Source organism: Streptomyces sp. NPDC096310, from assembly GCF_044763125.1.
Taxonomy (GTDB): Bacteria; Actinomycetota; Actinomycetes; order Streptomycetales; family Streptomycetaceae; genus Streptomyces.
Map to the genome: position 1 here is coordinate 1 of NZ_JBIWFO010000002.1, position 17,955 is coordinate 17,955.

The following is a 17,955-nucleotide window of genomic DNA, read 5'->3' on the forward strand; positions in this document are numbered from 1 at the left end:
CAGCCTTCAGGATGTCGTTCGCCCGCTTCAGCTCGGCGATCTCCTTCTTCAATGCCTTGATCTGCGCGGACTCCTCCGTGGTCGTCCCCGGACGCTTACCGGAGTCGATCTCGTCCCGCTTCACCCAGTTCCGCAGGGTCTCAGCCGAACCGATCCCGAGTTTCCGGGCGACCGCCCTCACGGCGGCTGACTCGTTCGGGTAGTCACCGCGGACCTCGGCGACCATACGGACCGCTCGTTTACGCAGCTCAACGGGATAGGAGGAAGGGCGTGCCATGACTCGATCCTTTCACGGAATCGAGTCCCTATCGAACCCGGAACGGTTCAATGTGGGGGTGGTTCAGTGCCTTGAGCGCCGAGGTCTCTCGCTCTAGGAAGATCCGGGTTATCGCGTCGTCCTCGCGCTGTTTGAGCAGCTTCACAGCAACGTGGTCACCACCAACGCTCTTGATGTCCACGGCCTTGCGGACCTCCGACAGACCCCCCGGGCGGGCCTCCTGAGGGAGCAACAGAAACCGGCCGTTAATCGTCGTCCCCACCAGCTGCTCCTTGCTCCCCGGCTGTCGCGCCGTCCACCCAAGTGGCCATCTTGCCAGCGGTCTCTCCTCGGTTCAGCAGTTTGCCTCGAGGCGGTGCGGACTTGGCGAGCAATGAGCCTCTCGGAGTGGTTCTCTGCCAGTGGACGATTCCCTTGGCCTAACAACAGAGCTGAGTGCCTTGTCCCCCACTGCACGAGGGCCGGAGTAGGCACGGGGCGTCGGTCCTTGTCACTGGAGAACGACCGTGACGCCGAAGGATTCGAGGAGCCGCACGATCTCCTCGAAGTAGCTGAGTCCCTTCTCGGTGTCCCAGATGTCGTCCGCCAGCGCCTGGCGAGCGACATCGGCGTCGTGCCAGATCAAAGTGAAGGGTGCCGTCACGCCGAAGCCGCCGTGCAGGCAGTCCTTGAAGGCGTTCCACTCCCGTCCGTAATAGCCGCCGGGTCCCGCCAGCGCCTCGGCCATGGCGCAGTGCAGGCCAGGCACGTCCGTGACGTACGTACCGTCGAGGTGGTGGACCCCGCCCGAACGGTCCGGGCCCTGCTCGCTCATGCCGGTGGCGGTTAGGTCGAGCCACTCGGACCTGCCCTCGGCGGAGAGCGGAGCCCATTGATTACAGATTTCCGGGGCGCCCTTGTACCAGGTCTCCCAGATCGGGCGGGCCAGTAGCGGCGGCCTGTCCTCGCCGCCGTCGGTGAGCTTGACGTCGAGCAGGCTGCCGCCCAGTACGGACGGCCGGGCGGTCTCGATGCGCAGGTACACGCTGTGGCGGTACATCACACGGCCGGTGCAGTCCAGGGCCCACAGCCCCACCCAGTCCCGGTCCCACTTACGCGCCCGGCGCAGGACAGCAAGCAGGGGTTCCGCAGGCTCGCAGCCGACGAGTCTCATCGGCGTGGGCACCGGGGCACCTCGCGTCACGAACAGCCCGTCCACAGCCAGGCAATGGCCGGCCGAACCGAGCGTCCTCGTCGGCCCTGCGAACAGCTTGAACCGCGGGGGCGTCGGCAGGGTGTGCGTCCAGGCGTGCTCTTCCTCGACGCCCGCTCCGACCACGATGTCCACCAAGGCCGGATCGCCCCGGTTCGGCTGATGCGTGATGACGACACAGTCGAGCAATGACCACCACTGCAACGGCTGCTCGTCGTCCCAGACCTCGACGCATACGTCACCCAGCAAGGCGGTCGACGCCCCGCTCGGCATCAGCGCATCGCGGAGCAGCCCTTCGGGATCACATCCCCGCAGCGTCAGGACCTCGCGCCGTGGCGGCACCTTGTCCACGAACATGCCCTCGACACCCGCGCACCGTCCCCAGAACTCATCCTGGTCGTCCTCGTCCTGGTGGACCAGCAGGTACTTCACCGGGAAGCTCTGCTCCCAGACGGCATGATCTTCGACCTGCGCTCAACCCCCGAACACCCGAACGCTCCTGCTTGCCCACGATACGGCGCCGATTGAAGGCGGCTTCAACCAATTTCGACCCGTGGTCCTTGGCCGACGACAGGCATGCGTTGATCGCCCAGGTCTGCCCCGGTGCCAGGTGGCGTTTCCGGGCCGCGCATGATGCCCGTCATGGAGAGCACGGGCGAGAAGATCAAGGTCTGGTTCCGGTTCGTCCCTCGCGAGGGATGGTTCCCGCAGGACACAGAGGGCCGGTGGGCGATGACACTCGACGCCGACACGGCCGTCGTGCAGAACACCCCTTTCCTTCAGGACGGGATCGCAGAAGGTGACGTGGTTCGATATCAGACCGACACCAACGGCCTCCATTGGGCCGTTGGACGCGTCAGCACCGCCGGCAACTGCACGATTCGCGTCGTGCCCGTCCCCACTGGCCCCTTGGGACGCAGCCCCCAGGCGGTGCACCAGCGCCTTTCGGCGTTCGGGCTCGGAGGCGAGGTGTTCAGCGAGAACTTCCCCATGGTGGCTTTCACCGCACCCGCTGGAGCCGACTTCGCCGGGATCAAGTCGCTCCTGAACCAAGGGCAAGAGGAAGGATGGTGGCACTTCGAGGTTGGCTGTGGGACCGACGAGTGGTGGAGTGCCTGACCTTTGCGGGATCTCCTCCGATGACGAAGACATTCGCCCCGGCAGCCTCGCTTCCTTCGCCCTGGCTACAACTTCGGTGCGGACCTTTCCGATGGAGTGACCATGACCGACTTCCCTCATGCGCTTGCAGCTTGGTGCACCAACCAGGCAGCCGGCCTTCGAACAGCGGCCATCGGTTGTGAGCTCGGCACCTCTCCGGCCGACGGCCGCAGCAAGGCAAGCGCCTGGGTGACCCTCAGCACCAGCGCCCGACTAGCCACCATCACCGTCTGGGACACCGGCGAAGCAGAGCTCGATCACGCAGACATCGAGAGCGGTCGGGTCCGCCCTGAGCACCGACTCCTCCAGACCGAGGAGGATCTCGTCCGCGCGCTGTCAGGACTCACGCAATGGGTGCGATCTTCAGCGGATTGGACAGACCGTAGCGTGGCCCAAGGCCCCTCAACCCCGAAGATCTCCCGTGCGGGAAGCGCCCGTTGTGAAACACAGACGAGAGGCGCCACCCCTGCCCACCAGAATCCGAGCATGTCCACCGACGTGAGCGGAATGATCGAGTGCAGGCCGTGGGCCAAAGTCTGGGGCGAGGACGACGAGGACGCCGTCTGGACGACTGTCATCGACCTGTTCCTCCTCAACACCGGCAACGCCTACGACGCCCTCGCCTGCCTCTTCGGGGTGCGCAACAGCTTCGGGTACCGGCCGCTGGCCGAAGAGCGCGGGCTGCCGGGGGACGCCTCCGCCGGGGTACGCGCCGACTTCGCCGCCTACGGCGGGCCCGAAGGCGTCCATGGCACCACCTGGATCACCTGGGCTGAGCTGAGCGCAGCCGACTGGGACGAGGCCGATGAGTCCGGCGTACGCAGCCGTCGCGCGGTCGCCGGGGACACCACCCACTGGGGACCGGTCTGGGAAGTGATGCGAACGCTCAGTGAACTGCACGGCCCGGAGAACGTGCGGCTCGTGGTCTGGTTCGGCTGACCATGGAGGTATCAGGGACAAGATTGGTGGGTCAGAATGTCCCGGTGACGCGATGGTTCCGCAGCTACTGGGACGAAGAAGACACGTGGTTCTACTTCGAGGTCGGCGACGATGGATGGGTCCGCCGGCAGGTCGAACTCGAAGGGCCTGCTCTGCGCCCCATCGCGGCCGCGACGGCCGAGGACGACGACGCCCGGTACGGGTTCACTGCCGAGTTGCCCGTCACCGACTGGGAGGGGCACGTTGAGGAGCCACTGACTCTCCACGACTTCGAAGCAATCTGGGCCGGTGCCCGGCAATACCTCACGCCAAGAGACACCTGACGTACCGGCCGACAGTGCCTGAGCAGAACAGCAAGGAGCCGTAACGCCACGGCCGCACGGAAACTTGCTCACGCAATGACGCCCAGGAACGACGCCGCACGACGAGAACGTCTGAGGTTGGGAGAGATCTGGGAGATGATCTTCTACCGGAAGCTCACGGAGCCCACCCGAGACCAGCCCATCCCGAGTCCCTGACCAGCATAGATACCCATCCGGCCTGGTGGGGATCTTGGCCGACCCTCATTCGGGACGAAGAGGTCGTGGGTTCAAATCCCGCCACCCCGACAGCTGAACACCAGGTCAGGGCCGGTTCCCCTTCGGGGAGACCGGCCCTGACTGCGTTCCTGGAGCGCTTGGGATGTCAGTGGGGTGTGATCTTGAACGACGGATCACCTCGTCGCGGCACGCTCCTGCAACGGGCGATTCAGTGCCGGAACCGGGGAATGCGGGTGCAACAGCAGCCGGGCGTCCAGCGACTCCTCCCGGACCTCGGTGAGCTGTTCCATCAGCGTCGCCCGCATCGAGTCGGTGACGTGCTTGTAGCGGGCGCTGACCGATCCGTCCTCGTGGCCCATGCGCTGGTGAGGAGGAGCGCCCCGGCGTGCCGGGCCGGTGAGCGCGATCGAAGATCGTCTCCGCCGCGTCGAGCAAGAGCTGTATCCGAATTCTGGCGAAAGTCTCCGGGATGCCGTCGACCTGGCGAACGACCAGCTCGCACGGCTCTGCTCAGATCCGGTTGAATGCGGCACGACTGCCCCGTCCCGCCCGCCGCCCGGCTCCTCGCCGGCCTCATGACGAGAGCCCCGTTCTGACCAGCTCTGGGACCGGCTTCCCCATCCCAGGCTTGTACGCAGGCCCTGGAGGGAAACGGTCAAGCAACGAAGGCGGAGTAACTGCTGACCGTAAGGCCGGAGAAGGTGATCAGTTGTCGGGGCTTGGGGCACGTGAACGCCGCGGGCATCGCGATGCCAGCCGCGATGGCGTACGGCGTCGTCCGCGGGATGAACAGGGCAGGGGGAAGCGAGATCTCCGCCGCGATGGTGACAACCGCGAGCAGGCGCCAGAGGGGCTGACCCATACGAGAGGTGTTCCCGGCGAAGGAGCGGGCTCTTCACGGTCCGCGCCGACTCGGGGTGGGCCGGGCAGCGGTTCGAACACCTCTCCTCCGACGCTCGGAGGTGGCCGGATGCCGTCCCTCCCAGTCAGCCTCGGTTGTCCCTGACGAAGGCCCGCATGCCAAAGTCGCTGGACAGACCCAGCAAACACATACGGGAACGCAAGGAGCAGCACATGCGCGACGGGGGATCGCCGTGGACACTCGCCGTGCCCACGGGCGGCGACACACTCCGGCAGGAACGCCTCGCCCGGGATCTGCGCGACACCCTGCACAGAGCGGACGATTTCGTCGTCGGCTTCCACGACGCCGACGGACCCACCGAACCGGGCCGTAAGGGCGCCGGCGTGGGTGAGCTGGCTCTCTGGGCCGCCACCGCCGCCGCCGCCCGCCCGCCCGGCGTCCCAGATCCTGATCACTCTGATCAAGGAGTGGTGCGCCAAGGAGCGGCACCGCAAGGTCGTGGTCACCGTCGGGGACGACTCCATCGAGATCACCGGTCGTCCGGACGCCGCACAGGAGCGCTTGGTCCGGGAGTTTCAGGACCGGGTCGCGGGCGACGGTCCCGAACCGGATGACGGCGCGGCGTGACCCGCTTCCACAAGCGCCGGGCTCTCCTGATCGGCAACGAGCACTACGACGACGGCCACTTCTCGCCGCCGGCTTCCGTACAGGCCGACGTATGGGGACTCGCCCAGGTTCTGAAGCACCGCAACATCGGCAACTTCGTCTCAGTCCAGACCGAATCCGATCTCACCGCCGACGACATGCGGGCAGTCATCGGCGAGTTCCTCCAGGAGCGCGACGAGGACGAACTCGCGCTCGTATACGTCTCCGGGCACGGTGTGCGCACCGTGCGTGACGGCGCCGAGTTCCACTTCGTCGCCAAGGACACCGACTACGACCGGGTGGCCGCGACCGGAGTCAGCGGCGGGTTCCTCAACGACGCGCTGGAGGAGTGCGTCGCGCCGCAGAAGATCGTGATGATCGACTGCTGCCGCAGTGGCGGGTTCGCCGTGGGTCTGCGTACATCGGACCGGCAAGCTGGCGGCTCCGTGGCCAAGTCCGGCGAGCGGCCACCGCTGACGAGCAGGGGCGTGTACGTCCTGTCGTCCTCGCGGGCCGGGGAGGCTCGTACGCGGGCGGCGGCGATGATGTGAAGCCGTCGGCGTTCACCGGCGAGGTCGTTGAGGCGCTGCGCACGGGGAAGGTCAGCAAGGACGGCGGCAGCGCGGTGACGGTCAGCGACCTGTTCCACTATGTCAACCGGCGTATGCGTGCCCAGGACGGCGGGCGTCAAGTGCCGGTGCATTCCGCGCTCGGCGTCGACGACCGCATCGTCCTCGCGGACAGCCCCTTCGGCCGGGCCCCCATCCTCGATCCTCTGAGTTCTCGGCCCCGGGCAGCCGCCGGAGAAGCTGCACCGCCACATGCCGCGAAATCCGCTCACGCACAACCCACCTGGACCAGCCTGCTGGACTACTATCGCGAGTGCGTCCTGGCCGAGAGTGCCGAGACACCTCTGATGGACGTGAGCCGTCAGGGCACGTCGTACGTGTGCCTGGACGGCGCGGAGAGGTTCATCTCCGGCGACGTCGACGACAACGGCTGCGTCGCGCTCCCCAAGGAAGCGGCTCCGCTGGTGGATTCAGCCGCGAGGCTCTCATCCGGCGCGGGAACGGGCTACGGTCCATCTGGCTGGAGAAGCACCATCTCGCCTACCGGCGTCACTCCGCCTTCCACGCGGCCGAACAGTCCGCGGGCGGCACGCTGCTTCTCGACGAGCACTTCCGCTGTCATCCGCACATCGCCGGGATCTCCAACGAGTTCTTCTACGACGGTGGGCTGACCGTTCTCACCGACACCCGTGGCCGTCCCGCTCTGGCGAACCGCCCCGCCGTCATCTGGACGGATGTGACCGGGCGGGCCGCCCACCCTCCGTTCGGTGGCTCCTGGGCCAACGAGGACGAGATCCGCAAAGTGCTCGCCAGCGTCCGCTCTCTGCGGGAACAGCTCCCGCCCGAGGCCACCGTCGGCGTCGTCACACCCTTCACGGCGCAGGCCGGAGCCCTTCGCAAGCGGCTACGACCGTACGACGAGGAGCGTCTGCGCATCGGTACGGTGCACACCTTCCAGGGCGGCGAACGCGACGTCATGGTGTTCTCCCTCGTCGTCGGGGAAGGCATGCATCCGGGCTCCGTCGCATGGGTCGGTGAACAGCTGAACCTGTGGAACGTAGCCATCACCCGGGCACGCGGTCACCTCATCGTCGTGGGGGACAAGAAGCTCTGGCGAAAGCGAGGAGGTGTGGGCGCCGCGCTGCTGGAGGCCGCGGAGCGGGACGGACTGCCCCAGGGTGGCGGAGACGGGGACGTACTGCTCAAACGCCTGTACCTGGCCCTCTCCTGCGCGAAGGAGGCCACCGTCACGCTGGGCGAGACCGTTCACGGGCATCCCGCGGACGCCGCGGTGCGTGGCGTCGGCGGAGCAGTTCCCCAAGCCGTGCTTCTCGATCGAGGAGTGGAAGAGGACGGCGACGCGGCACGCCACCTCCGACTCATGCTGCATCGCCGGTACCTGCTGTGCGGTGGTGACGGCGAAGCCGAAGCGGCCGCGTTGGCCGGCCTGGCGGCTGTACGACACCGACGAGCAGCGGGGATGGCTTTCTGCCCCCTGCGAAGCCGACCCGCTCCGTACGCCCCGGCTCCAGCGTGCCCGAGGCCGACGCGCCGGTTGCCCGGAGGCCAGTTCCGGCCACCCCGCACCGCCTGTCGGACCCTCCACGTAACCTCGCAGACATGGAGGAACCCACACCCGGCACACCGCCGGAACCCGGCGACGCGCCCTCGGCACCCGACGCCGACGAGACGCGCCGTCGCCTGGACGCGTACGCGTACCTCAGCGCGCCGGAGCGGCTGGAGTACCTCGCGATCATGCGGGTCTTCTGCGGCACGCTCCTGGCTGACCTGGCCGTCCCGGACGTGATGGCGAAGCTGCGCGAGGGCGGCGGGCCCGCCGCCGGACTCGACGCCGACCCCCTCACGGCGCGGCTGGAACAGCTGGTGAAGTGGGGGAACCTGCTGCGCGGCAGCCACACCGTGAAGGCATCCAGCATCACGGAGTACCAGCGTTCGCGGGCCCGCTACCAGCTGTCGCGGCTGGGCGAGCGCGTCCAGCGGGACGCCGACGGGGTGCTGACCGAGGCCGACGCCGCCCGTGAAGTGAGCAACGAACTGCTGGCCCTGGTCGAGCGGGGGCTGCGGGAGCTGGCCGAGCTGGTCGCCGAGCCGGGCGGCATCGCCCCGCAGGACGGGCTGGAGCGGATCAGCACGCTGTTCGTACAGTTCGCCGGGTTCGCGGACTCCGTCCGGGACTTCTACGCCTATCTCGGCCAGGTGCTTGCCCGGTACGACTTGGACAGCGGCGAGTACCAGGGCTTCAAGGAACTCCTCCTGGACTACGTCGAGGCGATCACGGAGGACGTGTCCTTCCGCGCCCCCCGCATCTCGGCAGCCCTGGACGTGCTCTGGCCCCACCTCCCGGGCCTGCTGGAGCAACTGGACGCTCACGCGCAGGGGCTCGCCGGGCTGCCGGCGCAGAGCGAGAGCCGTACGGAGACCCGCGTACAGCGCAGCCGGGGTCGCGAGCTCGCGGACTGGGAGGGGCTGCGGGGCTGGTTCAGGGACACCGACGGGCAGGGCAGCCAGGTCGACCAGCTGCGCGACGCCACCCTGCGGGCCCTTCAGTCGCTGCTGGCCAACGCCAAGCGGATGCTGCGCTCGGCCACCGGCGAGATGTCGCGGCGCCGGAACCTGTTGCAGCTGGCCCGGTGGTTCGACGAGGCCGCGCCCCAGGACGCGCACGACATCGCCGTCGCCGCCTTCGGGCTGTACGGCGCGCGCCACCTGGGCATACCGCCCGCCGCGGACGAGGTGGTGCCCGCCTACACCAGTTGGTGGACCGGCCCGGTGGTCGAGGTACCGGTCGCGCTGCGCGAGAGGGGCAGCCGCGCCCAGCGAGGCCGGACGGCATCGGTGGAGGACCATTCCGCGCAGAAGGAACGGCTGCGGGAGGCGGCGCGTCAGCGGGCCGCTGACAGAAGCGCCGCGGCGGACGAGCTGTGCAGCGCGTCCGCCCGTTTCGACGGCGTACGGCTCACTTCGGCGGCGCTCAGCCTGCTCCTGGAGCTGCTGGCCACGGCGCTCGGGAACGCGCAGCTCAGGCGGCGCGCCGGGGCGGACGAGCGGGAGGAGCGGGGCTTCGGGCTGGACGCCGCGTGGAGCGAGGACGCCGATCTGGGCATCCGGCTCACGGTGCACCGTACGACGGGAGCGCGCACGCTTCTCCGCTCGGCCGACGGGGATCTGCTGCTGGACGACCTGGAGCTGGTGGTCCACAGGACGGCCCTCTCGGCGGAAGGAGCGGAGCCGACCGGCAGCGAGACTCCTCCCCCTCGGTCGCACAGCACGCCCGTCGGGGATGCGGAGGTGAGCGTGTCATGACGCTTCCCTCCGCCCACGATGTGGCTCTGGCCACCGAACGCCGGATCGCGGCAAGGCTGTTGCTCGCCCATCCGCTGGTCACATCGGACGGCCCGCACGCCGACCTCTTTCCGCTGGTCCGCAGGCACGCCGACTGGCTGGGCGGCCGGTTCCAGCAAGTGCTCGGCTACCGCCTCCTGGTCGACAGCTCCTATGCCCGGCTGTTCAAGGCCGGGCTCGGAGCCCGGTCGGGGCACCGGCTCGTACGGTCCACCGGCACGCCCTTCACCCCGCGCACCTACGCCTGTCTGGCTCTGGCCCTGTCCGTGCTGGTCACCGCGCCGGAGCAGTTGCTGTTGTCTCAGCTCGTCGCCGACATCCGGGCCGCGGCGGCCGACGCGGACGTCGAGCTGGAGGAGACCGGACGGGCGGCCGGGAAGCGGACGTTGGTCGCGGCTCTGCGGCAGCTCGTCGAGTGGGGTGTCCTGATCGAGACCCACGGCCACGTGGGCGTCATCACCCAGGAGGCCGACGGGGAGGCGCTGATCACGGTCGACCGGGAGCTCGCCCGCGTCATCGTGGCCGGACCGCTCGCCCAGTCGCGGGACGGCTCCGACCTGGTCCGGCGGGCGGCGGACCCAGGGTTCGGAGGGCCGCGCACCTACGTGCGCCGGATGCTTGTCGAGACCCCTGTCGTCCACCTCGACGAACTGACCGACGCCGAACGCGACTGGCTCCGCACCCGCCAGCGCCGGGAGGCCCAGGCGTTCCTCGAACTCCTCGGCCTGGAGACGGAGATCCGCGCCGAGGGAGCGGCCCTGGTCGACCCCGAGGAGGAGCTGACCGACATCCACCTGCCCGGGACGGGGACCGTCGCCCAGGCCGCGTTGCTGCTGGTGGAACGACTGGTGGAGCGGCTCCGCCCGGCGGAGCCCGGACACCCCGCGACCGGCGGTGTTCTCGTCGTCGGGGTCGCCGTTCCGGACGGTGCGGTGGATGAGCTTCTGGCCGAGCTGGTCGCCGAGTACGGGCAGCGCAGCAACTGGCAGCGCGGTTACCTCGAAGACCGCGATGCCCTGCGTGAAGCCGTGCTGGACCTGCTCTTCCGCATGCGCTTGATCGCCCCTGCCGGCCCGCTGCGATCCGAGGGAGCTGGGCTGCCGGAGCAGTACGCCGGCGAGCTGCCGGAGGGACGCCAGGTCACCGACGTCCGGGCGGCCCGGCCCAGCGACGGCGAGGGCTGGGTCCTGCTCGCCTCAGCGGCCCGTTACGCCACCCGGGTCACCGTGCGGGCGATCGCCGGGCGGCACGAACCCACCGACACACAGCAGGAGTTGCCGCTATGACCGCCGATGCCCGTGGTCTCGTTCCGCTTCCGCGTTCAGGTCACGCGCCGACGGCGAGCACCCGCTTCCGGCTGCACCGGGCGGGTATCCAGAACGTCTGGCAATACGACGAGCAGGAGTTCGCCTTCGGTGACGGGCGGCTGCTGCTGCGCGGCAAGAACGGTGCCGGCAAGTCCAAGGCTCTGGAGATGCTGCTCCCGTACCTCCTGGACGGCGACTCCCGGGCCCTCGATGCCACCGGCACCGGGCGGACGACGCTCGCCTGGCTGATGCTGGACGGCTTCGAGCAGACCAACCGCCTCGGCTATCTGTGGGTGGAGTTCCGAGGGACGGACGAGGCCGGCGACCACCGCTATCTGACACTCGGCGCCGCGATCCGTGCCTCGAAGTCGGCGCAGAAGGCGGTGCCGACCTTCTTCGTCACCCCGCTGCGCGTCGGCGAGGACCTGCACCTGGTCGAGGCGGGCAAACCCCTTGCCGTCGACCGGCTCAAGGAGATCGTCGGCTCCGGCAACACGACGGACCGAGCGGTCGAACACCGTGCCCGCGTGGCCCGGGACCTCTTCGGGATCACGGACGCGACGCGCTACCGCAACCTCACCCAGCTCCTGCACCGGCTACGGCGGCCCACGGTCGGGGACCGCATCGAGCACGGCGGTCTGGCCGTCCTGCTGAGTGAGACCCTGCCCGGTCTCGAAGAGGACGTGGTCGAGAAGGTAGCGCGCAACCTTCACGATCTAGACACCGTGCGGGCCGAACTGGGGCGCCTGGAACGTACCGACGCGGCCTTGCGCACCTTCCTCTCCGACTACCGCCGCTACCTCGCCGGGGTCCTTCGCTCCTCGGCGCGGGACGTGAGCCGGGAACTGGACACTCTCTCCGAGCGCCGCCGGAACGCAGGGGACGCCGCGCAGCACACGAGCGTCCTGAAGGAGCGCGAGAAGGAATCGGAGGAGGGGCTGAGGACACTCCGCGAGGAAGAGGAGTCCGCCCGGACGGAACTCGCCGCCCTGCACGACAGCCACGCCTACCGCAGCCTGCGCGAGCTGTCGGAGCGCCGCAGCACGGTGGAGGCCCTGCACACCACGGCCATGACCGCCTTCGCCGCGTTGCGCGGCGCGCACGAGGCGGAGGAGAGCGCGGCCGAACGGCTGGACGAGGGCGGCGAGGAGTTGGGCACCCGACTCACCGAACTGGCCACGGAGCACCGGGAGCTACTGGTCCAGGCGGAGCGGGCGGTACTTCCCGCCGCACATCTCGGCGAGGCGGTCGCTCTGCCGCGCACCGTCCGTTCCTCGTCGACACAGACGGAGCTGACCGACCCGGACGGGGAACAGCAGACCGTCCGGCACCGACCGGTGGTGCGCGTGGACACGGCGACGACGGAGGCCGGGCTGCGGTCCTGGCAGGGGCAGCTGGGAGCCGCCGAGACCGTCGTACGGAACCGACAGCGGATGGTGCGGGAGGTGGCCCGCCTCTCCTCGCGGGCCGACGAGGCGCGTGGCAGTGCGGTGCGGGCCGACGAGGCGCGGGAACGGCTGGAGGGCGAGGCGGAGGAGGCCGCTGACCGTCTCGAAGCCCTCCGTCAGAAGGTCGTTGAGGAGAGCCGGGGGTACGCCGACGAGGTCGCCGGGTGGGTGCGCGAGACGCGGACCGCAGCGGGGCCCGAGTGCCCGCCGCTGGATGCCGTCCTCTCGGAAGTGGCCTGCTCGGCCGACTCCGACGCGGCGTTCTCCTCCCGCACGCTCCCGGCCGGCATCGACACCCACGCGCGGCAGACGGCACACCTGGCACTGGAGCCGTACGCGGACGCCCTCACCCGGCACCGCGACACTCTGGCGGTCGACGGCGGCCGACTCGGCGACGAGATAGACCGCCTGACGGAGGAGAGGCGGGCCTGGGAACGCCGTACGGACCCGGAGCCTCCGGCCCCGTACCACCGCAGCGCGGCAAGAGACCCGGCCGGCGGCACACCCTTCTACCGGTTGGTGGACTTCGCCGAGCACCTGACCTCCGCCAACCGGGCCGGTCTGGAGGCGGCACTGGAGGCGAGTGGCATTCTCGACGCATGGGTCAGTACGGGCGGCGCCCTTCTCGACCCGCTCTCCGGGGACGCCCTTCTCGATGCGGCTCCGGCCCACGACCCGCTGCCGGTGGCGCAGACCCTCGCCTCGGCCCTGCGCCCGGTCGCGCAGCCGGAGAGCGGCATCGCATCCGAGCAGGTGGAGCACCTGCTGTCAGCCATCGTGCTCGCACCGGCCGCGGGGACGACGGCCGCGAGTGCGGTCCACTTCGACGGTAGCTGGCGGCTGGGCGCCCTCCGAGGGCAGCACCACAAGAGCACCGCCGAGTACGTGGGCGCAGCGGTGCGGGCCGAGACCCGGCGACGGGCACTGGCCGAGCTGGAAGACCGGCTCGGGCAGACGGAACGACAGTTGACCGAAGCCCGTACCGAGCTCGCCGCAGCCGATTCCCGGCGACGGGCCCTCACGCAAGCGGAACACGACTTCCCCCGGGCGCAGCGGCTCTCCGACTCCTGGAACACGCACGCGTCGGAGGAGAGGACGGCGCAAGCGCTCTCCGCCAAGGCGGCCGAGGCGGCGCGCCAGGCGGAGGCGGCGCGTGCTCTGGCCGTTTCGACGCGCTCCGAGGCGGACGCCACCGCGACCGCCCATGACCTGCCCACCGACACCGTCGCACTGGACCGCGTGCACACCGCGCTGGCCTCGCTGCTCACCGGCGTCGGGCACCTGCGCAGGGCGGTCAACGGTACGGTCGCCCGGCTCGGCGGAAGTCAGGCGGACGACCGGCGGTACGCGCAAGCCCGCGAGAATCGGACGGAGGCGGAAGAGGGCTACCGGCTTCGCCACCGGCAACTACTCACCGCGCTGCAGGATCTGCGGACCCGGGAGGCCGCCGTCGGAGCGTCCGAGGAGAAGATCCTCTCCGACGAACAGGCGGCCAAGGACCGTATCGCAAACGCCGTGGGGGCCATCCCGGCGAGAGCGCGCGACCACAACGGACTGCGCGACCAACGTGTGCGGGCGGAGGAGAAGGAGGAACGCCTACGCGAGGAACTGGCGGACCAGGAAGCAGCCGTGATCGAGACCGGCCGCGCTCTGCGCGGTGCTCTCAGCCGTCCGGAGGTCGTCATCGGAGCGGGCCTGGATCGTTCGTCCCTCCCCGATCAGGTACCGGACGACCCGGGTTCCAACGCACGCGACCGCCTGCGCGCACTGCGGGCACTGGCGGAAGGGGTGGATCGGAGTCTCGGTCATAACCGGGAAGAGGTGTCCGACAGCCTTCTCCTCAAACGGCACACCACTCTGCGCGATCAACTGGCGGGCGGCTACGACGCACAGCTCGACGAAAACGACGGCATCAAGGTGTGCCGCCTGCTCGACGACCACGGTTCGCACGACGTCGCGGTCGTGGGCGAGCGGATCGCCGTGGAGGCCGCGGAGGCGCGAGGAAGGCTCACCGAGCGCGAGAGCGACGTGTTCCAGCGCTTCCTGACCGGCGAGCTCGGCGACCACCTCTCCGCGCAGGTCATCACGGCGGCCAACCTGGTCGCGGCACTCAACGACACGCTGAAGACCGTACGGACCTCGCACGGCCTCGGCGTGGAACTCCTCTGGAAACTCAACGATGACGCCGATGCCGACGTGCGGGTGGCCGTCGAACTGCTGCGCAGCTCGTCGAGCCTCCGGACGCGCGAGCAGACCGAGCAACTCCGCGACGTACTGCAACGCCGCATCGAGGATGCCCGCCGCACCGATCCGTCGGCCGGGTACAGCGCCCACCTCCGCACCGCGCTGGACTACCGCTCCTGGTTCACCTTCCACACCTTTGTGGTCGAGGATGCCGCACCCGGTCGCAGAAGGAAGCTGACCGGCCGCACCGGCCTGAGCCAGGGAGAGCAGCGCGTGCTCTCGTACCTCGTGCTTTTCGCCGCCGCTTCCGCCCACTTCACCAGCCTCGCCGGCTCGGCCCCGCACGCGCCCCGGCTGATCCTCCTGGACGACGCCTTCGCCAAGGTCGACGAACCCACGCACGGGCGCCTGGGCCGCATTCTGGTCGATCTGGACCTCGACTTCGTTCTCACCAGCGAGCGCCTGATGGGCAATTGGGCCGAGGTGCCCTCCCTGCACATCTACGAGTGCCTGCGCGACCCTCATGTACGCGGAGTGGCCACGTTGCACTACACCTGGAACGGTCGCCACCGGCGGCTGGCGCCGGTATGAGCGCCCTACCGCCCGCCACGCACGACTGGCTGGCAGGTCCAGGTCTCGTCCGGCTCTGGGGCGCGGCACGCAAACGACTGGAGAGCAACGGGGTGCAGTCCACCGGGTCCCTCCGACTGACAACGGTGAGTTCCCAGGAACGGACCGACCTGTCGCTCCTGCTGGGCAAGCCCCTCACGGGTACGGCTGTGACCGTGAGGCTCGACGCGCTCGACGAACGCCTGCGGGCCTCGGCTGCGGGGCTCGGGCTCAGGGAGGTCATGGAGGAACTCGGCCCGCCGCTCGTCAACCGACGTGCGGCCCGCGAGGAGAACGCGGCAGAGCGGCAGCGTGTCTGGGCCTCGCTCGCCTCATCCCTCGACGCATCGCCGCTGGCCGGGCTGGAGTGGGTGGGCCAGTGGTCGGATGTGCTGCGCCGCACCGGCGTCCCGAAGGGCGTGACACCGGAAGCAGCCGTACGGACGCTTCAACAGGCGGTTCAGGTACTCGGCGTGCTGCTCGACCTGAAACGTACCGACGTACGGGGCCGCGGCGAGCTGGCCGCGTCGGCGACGGGTTCGGCGCACGGCCTGGACGACGGCACCTGGCTCGCCCGCCTCGTCCAGCGCGGCATCGCCCTGGCCCACGGCACGGACCTTCCCGGCGACGCGGCCGGCCGACGGGCACTGTGGCGGCTGGTCTCGGTCACACCGGACGAGGTCTCCAGCACCGTGCTGACGTACGGCCTCCGGCCCCTCGGCGAGGACTGGCGCGCAAGGTCATTGCGGGAGCGGGCCGATCACCAAGCGGAGACCCACCTGACATCCCGGGACCTGCTCGACGTACGGCTTCACCTGCCCGCCGGGACCGTCGTCCACATCTGTGAGAACCCACGTGTGGTGGAGGCCGCAGCGGAGGCAGACTGTTCGCACCCCTTGGTCTGCACCTCCGGCAGCGCCGCGACGGTGGTCCTCACCCTTCTCGACACCCTCGCCTCCACCGGCTGCCGCTTCGCCTACCACGGCGACTTCGACTGGCCGGGCATCGCTCTGGCGAACCGGATCATCCGCCGTTTCGGAGCCCGGCCCTGGCGCATGGGTGCCGAAGATTACGAGCACCTGGCCACTCGCAGTCAGGCCGAGGGAATCCCTCAGCTGCCGCTGGCCGGTCAGCCCGTCAGCGCGGTCTGGGACGCGGGTCTCGCCCCTGCCATGGCAGCGCTCGGGGTGGCGCTCCACGAGGAGGCGACGCTTGACCTGCTGGTAGACGATCTATCGGCCTCTCTGTAGGGGAGACGGAGTGCACGACCTGGCTCGGTCCCGCTCGCGCTGCCGGTTCCTCTGAACAGGGAAAACAGCATCGGCGCCGGCAAGATCAGTAACCGACCCTCATTTCGGGACGAAGAGGTCGTGGGTTCAAATCCCGCCACCCCGACAGCCAAAAAGACCAGGTCAGGGTCGGTTTCCCTGAGGGGAGACCGACCCTGTTCGCGTACGGGGGTGGGCAGGCGGCATCTGGGGGCTGCCGTCCGACGTACGCGGCGCCGTCGAGACCTGACAGCGTCCACCGCGGCGTCGCCGCCTGCTTCCGCACCCGCAGTCGGCATCTTCTGGCATCTGTGCCGTTCCGGCATCCGTGCCGGACGGTCCGGATGGGCGGTCGCTCGGGGAGAGTCCGGGGAGGACCTGGTCGCAGGCTGACAAGATCCCCGGCGCCGGAACTGCTGACGGCCGAGCAGTTCGAGAGGGTCATGGGCGGTGCGCGGGGACTGCTCCCAGGGGGTTGGGGGGAGCAGGCGTCTGATTCCGTACGCCGCCGCGTGCACCCCGATGATGCCCGCCGGGAAGAGGGCGGCGCTCGCGCCATCGGTCCACCTGGGCGCCGGCCCAGCCGGGCATCGTGGCCAGTTCCTCCAGGCCGTGCACCACGAAGGCGGCCAACAGCCCCCACGTGGCCGCCCGCGACGCGCCCATTCCGCCCCCCGCTCGTCCGTCGTGCCTCCGGGCCGTCACGATGCGCCGGAGCCCCTGCGTCACGTCGTCGTGGCCAGCCGCAGGGCGTCCTCGACCGCTCGCGGGAGGTTGTCGTCAACGGGGAAGAGCGTGTGCCGCACCGTGCGTTCGGGGTCGATGACCAGGACGAGTCGTTTGAGGTGCAGTCGGCCCGCGGCGCGGAAGGTGGGCAGGCGCAGGGCCGCGGTCAGGCGATGCCCGGTGTCGGAGAGGAGCGGGTACGGGATCGCCTCGGCGTCGGCGAAGGCCTTCTGTTCGTACGGGAGTTGGCCGCTGATGCCGTGCACCGCCACGCCCGCGCGCCGGAATTGGGGCCAGGCGTCGCGGAACAGCCGGTGTTCCCACGTGCCTCCGGTGGCGCCAGGGTATGTGAACAGTACGGTCGCCGTGGCGGCCGGCGCGACGACGGGGTGGTCGACGCCGTCGGCGGCGGGCAGTTCGAGAGCGGTGGGCAGCCGCGTCCCGGTGAGGGCGTGGACGCGGGCGTGCTCGGCGCCGTCCCGCGCCGCCGTCGCGGTGGTGGTGCCGTCACCGAGCACCCAGCGGTCGCCCCACTCCTGCATGGCGACGAGCAGGGGCAGCAGGGCGAGTCCGGAGTCGGTGAGCAGGTACTCGTAACGGACCGGCCGGCGTTGGTAGAGGCTCCGGCGCAGCACCCCGGAGGCGACGAGCCGGCCGAGGCGTTCGGTGAGGACCTTGCGGGAGAGGCCGAGTTCGGCGGCGAGGGCGTCGAAGCGTACGTGGCCGCGGGCGATCTCACGCAGGACCAGGACGTTCCACCAGTCGCCGGTGATGACGGCGGCCTGGGCGATCCCGCAGTGCTCGTCGGCGTTGTGCATCCTCATGCCGCCATAGTACGTTCCTTTTCGGAACTCACTTTGTTTCAATCT

Annotated in this window: 16 protein-coding genes and 1 pseudogene; 11 read left to right on the top strand and 6 right to left on the bottom strand. The window is 69.7% G+C overall.

Annotated features, from left to right (window positions below; translation table 11 throughout):
* The 3 genes from ACIQ7D_RS05320 to ACIQ7D_RS05330 all read right to left on the bottom strand — a co-directional run.
* Positions 1-277, bottom strand: a 277-nt coding sequence (locus tag ACIQ7D_RS05320; RefSeq protein ID WP_403933839.1) for a transposase, incomplete at its 3' end; no start/stop codon positions are given.
* 28 nt (positions 278-305) lie between these two features.
* Positions 306-539 (bottom strand): hypothetical protein, encoded by a 234-nt coding sequence (locus ACIQ7D_RS05325; protein WP_403933840.1) that lies wholly within the window; start codon positions 537-539, stop codon positions 306-308.
* A 228-nt stretch (positions 540-767) separates the two neighbouring features.
* Positions 768-1,901 carry a barstar family protein gene (locus tag ACIQ7D_RS05330; RefSeq protein ID WP_403933842.1) on the bottom strand — a complete coding sequence of 378 codons (1,134 nt, stop codon included), beginning with the start codon at positions 1,899-1,901 and terminating at the stop codon, positions 768-770.
* Positions 1,902-2,111: 210 nt separating this feature from the next.
* Here ACIQ7D_RS05330 and ACIQ7D_RS05335 point away from each other — a divergent pair, with 210 nt between their 5' ends.
* The 3 genes from ACIQ7D_RS05335 (at position 2,112) to ACIQ7D_RS05345 (ending at position 3,889) form a co-directional block, all read left to right on the top strand.
* A complete protein-coding gene (locus tag ACIQ7D_RS05335) occupies positions 2,112-2,588 on the top strand; it encodes a DUF4265 domain-containing protein (protein ID WP_403933843.1) in 477 nt (158 codons plus the stop codon).
* A 525-nt stretch (positions 2,589-3,113) separates the two neighbouring features.
* Positions 3,114-3,566 (top strand): hypothetical protein, encoded by a 453-nt coding sequence (locus ACIQ7D_RS05340; RefSeq protein ID WP_403933845.1) that lies wholly within the window; start codon positions 3,114-3,116, stop codon positions 3,564-3,566.
* 44 nt (positions 3,567-3,610) lie between these two features.
* Entirely contained in the window at positions 3,611-3,889 is a 279-nt protein-coding gene (locus tag ACIQ7D_RS05345; RefSeq protein WP_403933847.1) for a hypothetical protein, read from the top strand.
* Positions 3,890-4,278: 389 nt separating this feature from the next.
* Here ACIQ7D_RS05345 and ACIQ7D_RS05350 read toward each other — a convergent pair whose 3' ends face one another.
* Together ACIQ7D_RS05350 and ACIQ7D_RS05355 are read right to left on the bottom strand one after the other, a co-directional pair.
* The gene (locus ACIQ7D_RS05350; RefSeq protein WP_403933848.1) at positions 4,279-4,464 is read right to left on the bottom strand and encodes a hypothetical protein; all 186 of its coding nucleotides are present in this window, start codon (positions 4,462-4,464) and stop codon (positions 4,279-4,281) included.
* Positions 4,465-4,760: 296 nt separating this feature from the next.
* Positions 4,761-4,967 (bottom strand): hypothetical protein, encoded by a 207-nt coding sequence (locus tag ACIQ7D_RS05355; RefSeq protein ID WP_403933850.1) that lies wholly within the window; start codon positions 4,965-4,967, stop codon positions 4,761-4,763.
* 387 nt (positions 4,968-5,354) lie between these two features.
* Here ACIQ7D_RS05355 and ACIQ7D_RS05360 point away from each other — a divergent pair, with 387 nt between their 5' ends.
* The 8 genes and pseudogenes from ACIQ7D_RS05360 (at position 5,355) to ACIQ7D_RS05395 (ending at position 16,342) form a co-directional block, all read left to right on the top strand.
* Complete coding sequence (locus tag ACIQ7D_RS05360; RefSeq protein ID WP_403933851.1) at positions 5,355-5,594, top strand: hypothetical protein; 240 nt, start codon at positions 5,355-5,357, stop codon at positions 5,592-5,594.
* Positions 5,591-6,163 carry a caspase domain-containing protein gene (locus ACIQ7D_RS05365; RefSeq protein WP_403933853.1) on the top strand — a complete coding sequence of 191 codons (573 nt, stop codon included), beginning with the start codon at positions 5,591-5,593 and terminating at the stop codon, positions 6,161-6,163. Before ACIQ7D_RS05360 ends, ACIQ7D_RS05365 begins: the two co-directional genes overlap by 4 nt.
* The gene (locus tag ACIQ7D_RS05370; RefSeq protein ID WP_403935112.1) at positions 6,160-6,852 is read left to right on the top strand and encodes a hypothetical protein; all 693 of its coding nucleotides are present in this window, start codon (positions 6,160-6,162) and stop codon (positions 6,850-6,852) included. Before ACIQ7D_RS05365 ends, ACIQ7D_RS05370 begins: the two co-directional genes overlap by 4 nt.
* Positions 6,774-7,229, top strand: a pseudogene (locus tag ACIQ7D_RS05375) (DEAD/DEAH box helicase); the annotation flags it as partial. The gene ACIQ7D_RS05370 and the pseudogene ACIQ7D_RS05375, both read left to right, overlap by 79 nt.
* A 572-nt stretch (positions 7,230-7,801) precedes the next feature.
* A complete protein-coding gene (locus ACIQ7D_RS05380) occupies positions 7,802-9,505 on the top strand; it encodes a TIGR02677 family protein (RefSeq protein WP_403933855.1) in 1,704 nt (567 codons plus the stop codon).
* Positions 9,502-10,830, top strand: coding sequence for a TIGR02678 family protein (locus tag ACIQ7D_RS05385; protein ID WP_403933857.1), 1,329 nt, complete (start codon positions 9,502-9,504; stop codon positions 10,828-10,830). Before ACIQ7D_RS05380 ends, ACIQ7D_RS05385 begins: the two co-directional genes overlap by 4 nt.
* The gene (locus tag ACIQ7D_RS05390; RefSeq protein ID WP_403933858.1) at positions 10,827-15,074 is read left to right on the top strand and encodes a TIGR02680 family protein; all 4,248 of its coding nucleotides are present in this window, start codon (positions 10,827-10,829) and stop codon (positions 15,072-15,074) included. The genes ACIQ7D_RS05385 and ACIQ7D_RS05390 overlap by 4 nt, the downstream gene beginning before the upstream one ends.
* Entirely contained in the window at positions 15,071-16,342 is a 1,272-nt protein-coding gene (locus tag ACIQ7D_RS05395; RefSeq protein WP_403933860.1) for a TIGR02679 family protein, read from the top strand. The genes ACIQ7D_RS05390 and ACIQ7D_RS05395 overlap by 4 nt, the downstream gene beginning before the upstream one ends.
* Before the next feature lie 743 nt (positions 16,343-17,085).
* Here the strand turns inward: ACIQ7D_RS05395 and ACIQ7D_RS05400 are convergent.
* Positions 17,086-17,910, bottom strand: coding sequence for a winged helix-turn-helix transcriptional regulator (locus ACIQ7D_RS05400; RefSeq protein WP_403933862.1), 825 nt, complete (start codon positions 17,908-17,910; stop codon positions 17,086-17,088).
* Between the last annotated feature and the right edge of the window lie 45 nt (positions 17,911-17,955).